The organism is Pseudomonas sp. M5A4_2d (genome assembly GCF_053345295.1).
On record NZ_JBKEZW010000022.1, the window covers coordinates 21,066 to 27,065 of the forward strand.

5 protein-coding genes are annotated in these 6,000 nt (G+C 55.0%); 1 reads left to right on the plus strand and 4 read right to left on the minus strand.

Features of this window, described 5'->3' with window-relative positions; translation table 11 throughout:
* Window positions 1-86 precede the first annotated feature (86 nt).
* Both ACLBW8_RS28320 and ACLBW8_RS28325 read right to left on the minus strand, forming a co-directional pair.
* The gene (locus ACLBW8_RS28320) at window positions 87-2,213 is read right to left on the minus strand and encodes a TonB-dependent receptor (RefSeq protein WP_447806893.1); all 2,127 of its coding nucleotides are present in this window, start codon (window positions 2,211-2,213) and stop codon (window positions 87-89) included.
* 95 nt (window positions 2,214-2,308) lie between these two features.
* Window positions 2,309-2,698 carry a DUF2946 domain-containing protein gene (locus ACLBW8_RS28325; protein ID WP_064452053.1) on the minus strand — a complete coding sequence of 130 codons (390 nt, stop codon included), beginning with the start codon at window positions 2,696-2,698 and terminating at the stop codon, window positions 2,309-2,311.
* A 92-nt stretch (window positions 2,699-2,790) separates the two neighbouring features.
* Between ACLBW8_RS28325 and ACLBW8_RS28330 the strand changes: the two genes are divergently transcribed.
* Window positions 2,791-3,228: a DUF3995 domain-containing protein gene (locus ACLBW8_RS28330; protein ID WP_064452054.1), complete on the plus strand. Its 438-nt coding sequence runs from the start codon at window positions 2,791-2,793 to the stop codon at window positions 3,226-3,228.
* Between the two features lie 669 nt (window positions 3,229-3,897).
* Here ACLBW8_RS28330 and ACLBW8_RS28335 read toward each other — a convergent pair.
* Both ACLBW8_RS28335 and ACLBW8_RS28340 read right to left on the minus strand, forming a co-directional pair.
* A complete protein-coding gene (locus tag ACLBW8_RS28335; RefSeq protein WP_064452055.1) occupies window positions 3,898-4,323 on the minus strand; it encodes a hypothetical protein in 426 nt (141 codons plus the stop codon).
* Window positions 4,280-6,000, minus strand: a 1,721-nt coding sequence (locus tag ACLBW8_RS28340; RefSeq protein WP_447806894.1) for an RHS repeat domain-containing protein, incomplete at its 5' end; no start/stop codon positions are given. The genes ACLBW8_RS28340 and ACLBW8_RS28335, both read right to left, overlap by 44 nt.

Here is a 6,000-nt window from a genome sequence, read left to right on the forward strand (position 1 = left end):
GCGATAGCATCGCCGCGGTGTAACGGATATACCGAGGTGACGGCATCGCCGGCAAGCCAGCTCCCACACTTGATTGCATTCCAGCGTTAGAACCTGGTTTGCACCGCGACCTCCAAGGTCCTTGGTGAACCCAGGTAGTACGCCGGCGACACATGCGCAAACTCGGCGTAAACCTCATTCGTCAGGTTACGCACCCGCCCGGTCACCGACGTGTGCGAGTCCACTTTGTAGCGCAGGAAAGTCCCAAACAGCGTGTAGGCCGGCACCGTCTGAGTGTTGGCATTATCCGCAAACACCTCTGCGACATACCGCGCATCCACACCGCCTTGCCAATCCTCAGAAAAGTCATAGGTCAGCCACACGTTGCCCACACGCTTGGGCACATTGGTGGGTGTGTTGCCTTTGCGCGAGACCACCGCGCCGCTGGCGATTTTCTCGTTGAAATCATCGTACTCGGCATCCACCCAGGCAAAGTTGCCTTCGGCCAGCAGCCTTGGCGTGATGCGCAATGAACTCGCCAACTCGATCCCCTTGGATGTCTGGGCACCCACCGGGATGCTGTTGTTCGGGTCCAACGGGTCGGTGACGGCAAAATCCTTGCGCTCGATCTTGTACGCCGCGAGGGTGGCCGAACCGCGACCGTCCAGGTAATCGAACTTGCTGCCCACTTCCCACTGTTTGCCAGTCGACACGTCGAATACTTGGGTGGTGGTCGATGGCTGCTCAGCCGCCGTGCTGTATTGCACATACACATTGGCCGATGGAATGAACTGGTAGGTCAGGCCCACGCGGCCGGTTACCGGCTCCCAACTGCGCCTGAAATGCCGTGGGTTGGTGGCGGTGATGGTGCGGTGATTGGTGACGTCCAGATCGATAGCGTCGTAACGCAAACCCGTCAAGAGCGAGAGTTTATCGGTGAGGCCCAGGCGATTTTCTACGAACAGTGCCTGGGTGGTGACTTGGTTGGTCTTGTCTTTGACGAAGCCAGGCTTGGTGCCTGGGATAGCGTAGAAATGCCCAGGGTTGTAGTTGTTCGGGTCCACCGTGCTGTTACCCGGCACGTTCAGCGGGTTGTTGGTAGTGCTGTTGACTTTGTACTCAAAGCCGCCCGACCACGTTGTCGAAAGGCCGAAGAACGTGTCGTCATGGCGCAGCTCGAATTGGTTGCCGTTCTGCTCGCCCTGATGACGGACTTGATAAGCGGTCGAGCGGTTCACCGCGCTATTGTCGGCGTTGTATTGGTAGGTCTCCAGGTTGCGATAGTCGCGTTGGCTGTCGAGGTGATAAAGGGTGTTTTTCAGCGTGGTACTGTCGTTGATCCGGTAGTCGATGATCGAGCGCGCCCAGAGGGTGCGTTGTTCGTAACGGCCGTCGGCGACGTTGTAATTGTTGAAGCGGTTGTGCTTGTCGATCTTCAACTCGCCGGCCTTGGGATTGAGCACCGGTGTGCCCCAATACGGGCTGTCTTCGTGTTCATCCTGGTATTCCAGGGCCAGGGTGTGGGACAGGTTGGGCGTGAGGTCGCTAAGCAGGGAAAACGCCACGCTCCAGGCATCACGCTGGTCGCGGTCGATGTAGCTGTGGTTGGTGTTGCGGCTGACGTCCAGGCGCGCGTAATGCTGCACCTCGGCGCCCGGTTCGGTCAGGGCGTGGTTAAGGCCAAAGGCTATGCCGGCGGTGTCGTAGCTGCCATAAGTGAGCTGGCCTTCGGCGGCCTGTTCCTCACGGGTTGCGAGCTTCGTCACGTAGTTCAGCGAGCCGCCCACGGAGCCGGCGCCGTTGATCAAGGAGGAGGGGCCACCGACCAATTCCACGCGGTCGTAAATCCACGCATCGACCGGCCGTGCCAAACCGGTGGCGACATTGATGCCGTTGAACATTTGGGTGATCTGGCTGCTGGTAAAGCCACGATAGGATACAAACCCGCCAAACCCGGGTGGCGCACTGGCGTTGACGCCTGGCAGAGTGTTGGCCGCATCGCGAAAGGTCTTGGCGCCATGGCGCTCGATGTCATTGCGAGTGGCGATGGCCACCGACGCCGGGGTTTCCCGCACGCTTAACCCCAGCCGGGAAGCCGTGCCGCTGGATTGATCCAGGGCCAGGCCCGGCTCAGTGGATTGTTCACCATCAATGGTGGTGGGGGCTAATTCCAGCGCCCAGGCACAGACAGGCAGGCAGCCGAACAGGCCCGCCAACAAGGGTAAATGTTTCATGGTTGAATCCTGAAAAACTTGGCTTGAAAACAACGCACAGCCGCCCGTATTCCCCAATGGGAGCGGTGGCCGGTGCAGATCGGAAAGCGAAGGAATCAGGCGAAAGCGGGCGGCGCGCGAGGGTTGGCCGTGGGCCAGGTGAAGCGGGCAGGGATGTCGGCGGCGAGAACCACGGCCGGTGGTGGCGCGTGAGGTTGTGGCAACACCGCCACATTCAGGCTGGAGCTCAGTGCCGGGCCCATGCCGCCGGTCGAACAAAGCGGGCAGCCGAACGCCTTGGACAGCGTCGGCAGGTTCTCATCCGTGGAGTTAGTCTGCGCCGGCGCCTGGGTACGCGGGTCAACCGTACAGAACTGGCCACCGATGCCGTTGAGTTGCATCCCCAGCATCTGCCCATGACCAATACTGCACGCGAACACATTGAACAGGACGCAGCAGTAAAGCATCCAGGCAATGAGCGAGCGGTCGGCACGGGCGATTTTCATGGGGCGGCACTTTACCATCAGCCGCCGACGAAATGCCTACAAAAAATCTCAGGGCGACTATCCTAATTCGCACCTTTCAGGGAGAGCCAGTCATGAGCTTTGTCATCGCGCGGTGGATCGTCGGGGTTTTTACCTGCATCAGCATGGTGCACCTGTACTGGGCCGCCGGTGGCAAACTCGGCAGCGTTGCGGCCATTCCCCAGCTGCCCGGCGAATTCGCCCGCGGGCCAAGGCCGGCATTCAAGCCCTCGGCACTGGGCACGTTCCTCGTCGCGATGGGGTTGGTGGCAATTGCTTTGCTGGTTTGCCTGCGAGCTGGGCTGTATTTCTCGCCCGTGCCCCATGGAGCGCTGCAGTGGGGGATCAGCGCGATAGCCTTGGTCATGTTTGCCAGGGCGATTGGGGATTCGGAGTTGGTGGGGTTTTTCAAGAAGGTGGGTGGGTCCAGGTTTGCAAGGTTGGACACGTATTTTTATTCGCCGTTGTGTTTGGTGTTGGGGGTGGGGTTGTTGGTGGTGGCGTGGGGGTGAGTGGGGCGGTGCGATAATAATGTGGCGCTCATTTGACTCAGGTTGGTTGCTTTTTTTGGGGAGCTCGCAAGTTAAGTATTGATGAAGCAATGAACATCTTCAGGGATTATTTTTTCGAATAATGTTTTGTGTGACGCTGAAGTGACTTCGTATTATAATCGGTCGAGAATTAGAGTTGGGCGCTGCATGTGTTTCGCTGTCATAAAATCTACATGGAGTTACTGCTGGATTTGCCCTGAGGTAATCGCGGATTTTTATGGCAGTGATGCAGTCTTCAAAGATTGTCATGCTGCTCCAGAGGTCACATATTTTCGCGCTGGTTTTTGAAATACCATAAAACGTCTTGGGAGCCTTCCAGGGTCTGAGGGGCGATTTGACTCGGGTTACGCGATCGACTTTTGATATTAGAATAGATATTGCTGAGTTTTTTTGAATAAAATCAATGCTTTAAGTTCGCTGGGTTAGCTATTCTACTTGGTCTTTATCTTCTCATAGTTTGATTAAAAATTTATATGTGGTGGATCGGTTTCATTTCTGTGTCTTGAAGTAAATATGGGGGTTGTCGCTGATTTTCTAAGGCGTCATGAACTTTCTTTCATTTGCCCTTTCGATAGCAGGACTATATGAAAACACTGATTATAATCCTGAATCAATATTTATCTAAAATAATTATTCGTCTTTTGTTGAAAAGGCCACGTCAATCCTGTCGACATTTAATTTTATAAACGAATCGTTCAGATCCGGGTGATCGTAGTGCACGCCCTCATCGCTCAGCAAAGTAAAAGTTTGAAAAGTGTCATTATGTAGCATCCCGTAAAGTATGTAAGAGAAACCATTCTCTATGCGCTCGGCAAAAATATTAATCGAATCGACTTTTTGAGCGTGATAATAATCAGCTAGGTTTAAGTTTAGTTCTACATCATAATTTTTCCCTACCTCAATTTCGTAAGGGCAGAAGCTAGCGAAGCAAGTGACTACGGTTTTATCAATGAGTAGTGTCACCTCTTCCTCTATCAGTTCATTGAGCGCTACGACCTGTGCTTTCTTAAACTTACTCGGTGTGAGGTGTGATGGTTTTGTCATAGGCGTTGCCATTTATTGTCCTCCAGAAATCTTTTCCGCTTTTAGTGTGGAGCGTTGTAATCTGTCTGTCCTGGTTGGTTCCCACAAAAGCAAACTTTGCTTGGCCTGATCTATTTAAACCTAAGAGTAAAACATATCCTGTTCTTTGGCCGCCTTTGTAAGGATAGTTGACTGGGGTGCCGTTATCCATCACATGCCGTGCGGTGAGTAAGTACTCGTGGCTATTTTTGGAGTTGAATTCTGCTCCATGCTTCTCGTAATGGGCGATCAGCTTTTCTTCGGATCCAAACTCAGTGAGGCGTCGTGAGGTCGAAGGCGTGGAGGGCTCGTCTTTATGAGCCTTAGCCTTTTCTGATGGTTCCTCAACTCCAGCATCCGGATTGCATCCTTTTCCTCCTGGGCCGGTGCTCAATCCCAGCGGGTCTACCCATCCGGTTGGGTTGGGTACGTACTGGTAGGTGTTGATCCCACCCGCCAACTTCACCGGGTCAGGCGTCAGGTAACGACCAATATCCGGATTGTAGTAGCGATGGCGGTTGTAGTGCAGCCCGCTTTCCGGGTCGAAGTATTGGCCTTGGAAGCGTAGCGGATTGTCGATTTTGCTGATATCGAGTCGGGCAATCTCACCGTAGGCGCGGTAGTGCGCCGACCAGACGATTTCACCGTCAGGCGCGGTCAGCTCCTGCGATGTTCCGAGGTGGTCGAGTTGATAGTGGTAAGGCTGGGTCTCTTTCGGGCCAAAGCCTTCCAGCAGTGCCAGAGGCCTAAAACTGTCCGGCTCGTAGATGTAACTGCGATGACGATCTGCATGGTGTTCGGCAATCAGCTTGTCGCCTTGCCAGAAAAAATCTGTTGTTATGCCATCAACGGTTTTGCTGATGCGCCGACCAAACGGGTCATAGCGATAGCTGGCCGTCTGCCCGTTGGGTTTTGTGATCGATATCAGCCGATGCTGGCAGTCATAGCGATATTCGGTGATAAGTTGGTGACCCTTACCGCGCCTTTGACGGATCAGGTTGCCAAAGGCGTCATAGTCGTAATGATGATCGCCCTGGATCATCAGGCGGTTGCCGGCAACGATGTCCGGGCCGGGGCGATCCTGCATTAGCAGGTTGCCCGCCGGGTCGTGGCCGAAGCGTTCTTGCACGTCTTGAGAGTGATCGGCGCGGGTCAGACGGGCGAGGGGGTCGTAGTGGTAGTCGTGTTGGCCTTTACGGGTGTCGAACAGGCGGGTGAGGTTGCCGGATTTGTCGTAGTCATATTGGCGGCGGTACACACCTTCGATGTTGCACATGCCGTGGTTGAAAAGACGTCCTTGATCGTCGTATTGGTAGCTGTTGAGTAGTTTGCCCTGGACTCGCTGGTGTTCTCGTCCTGCTTCGAATGTATGTGTGGTCAGTACGCTGCCATTCAATTGAACCGTGTCGAGGTGGCCGCCTTTTTTGTGGCTGAAAATGAGTCGGTTGTTATCCGGCAGGCGCAGGTTTTGCAGCTGGCCGCAGGCGTCGTAGCCATAGCGCAAGGTGCCCCAGCCCTGGTGTTCGGCGGTGAGTCGGTTTTGCGGGTCGTATTCGTAGGCTAGCGCCCAGTGGCCGTCGTCGACGCTGAGAAGGTTGCCTTGGCGGTCGTAGGCGTAGTCAACAAGGTTGCCGTCGGGCAGGGTTTTTCGTACAAGTCGGCCAGCGTGGT

What these genes read in the sequence shown, in the direction of transcription:
- ACLBW8_RS28320 (WP_447806893.1), bottom strand. Translation starts at nt 2,213, where the DNA reads ATGAAACATTTACCCTTGTTGGCGGGCCTGTTCGGCTGCCTGCCTGTC.
- ACLBW8_RS28325 (WP_064452053.1), bottom strand. Translation starts at nt 2,698, where the DNA reads ATGAAAATCGCCCGTGCCGACCGCTCGCTCATTGCCTGGATGCTTTAC.
- ACLBW8_RS28330 (WP_064452054.1), top strand. Translation starts at nt 2,791, where the DNA reads ATGAGCTTTGTCATCGCGCGGTGGATCGTCGGGGTTTTTACCTGCATC.
- ACLBW8_RS28335 (WP_064452055.1), bottom strand. Translation starts at nt 4,323, where the DNA reads ATGGCAACGCCTATGACAAAACCATCACACCTCACACCGAGTAAGTTT.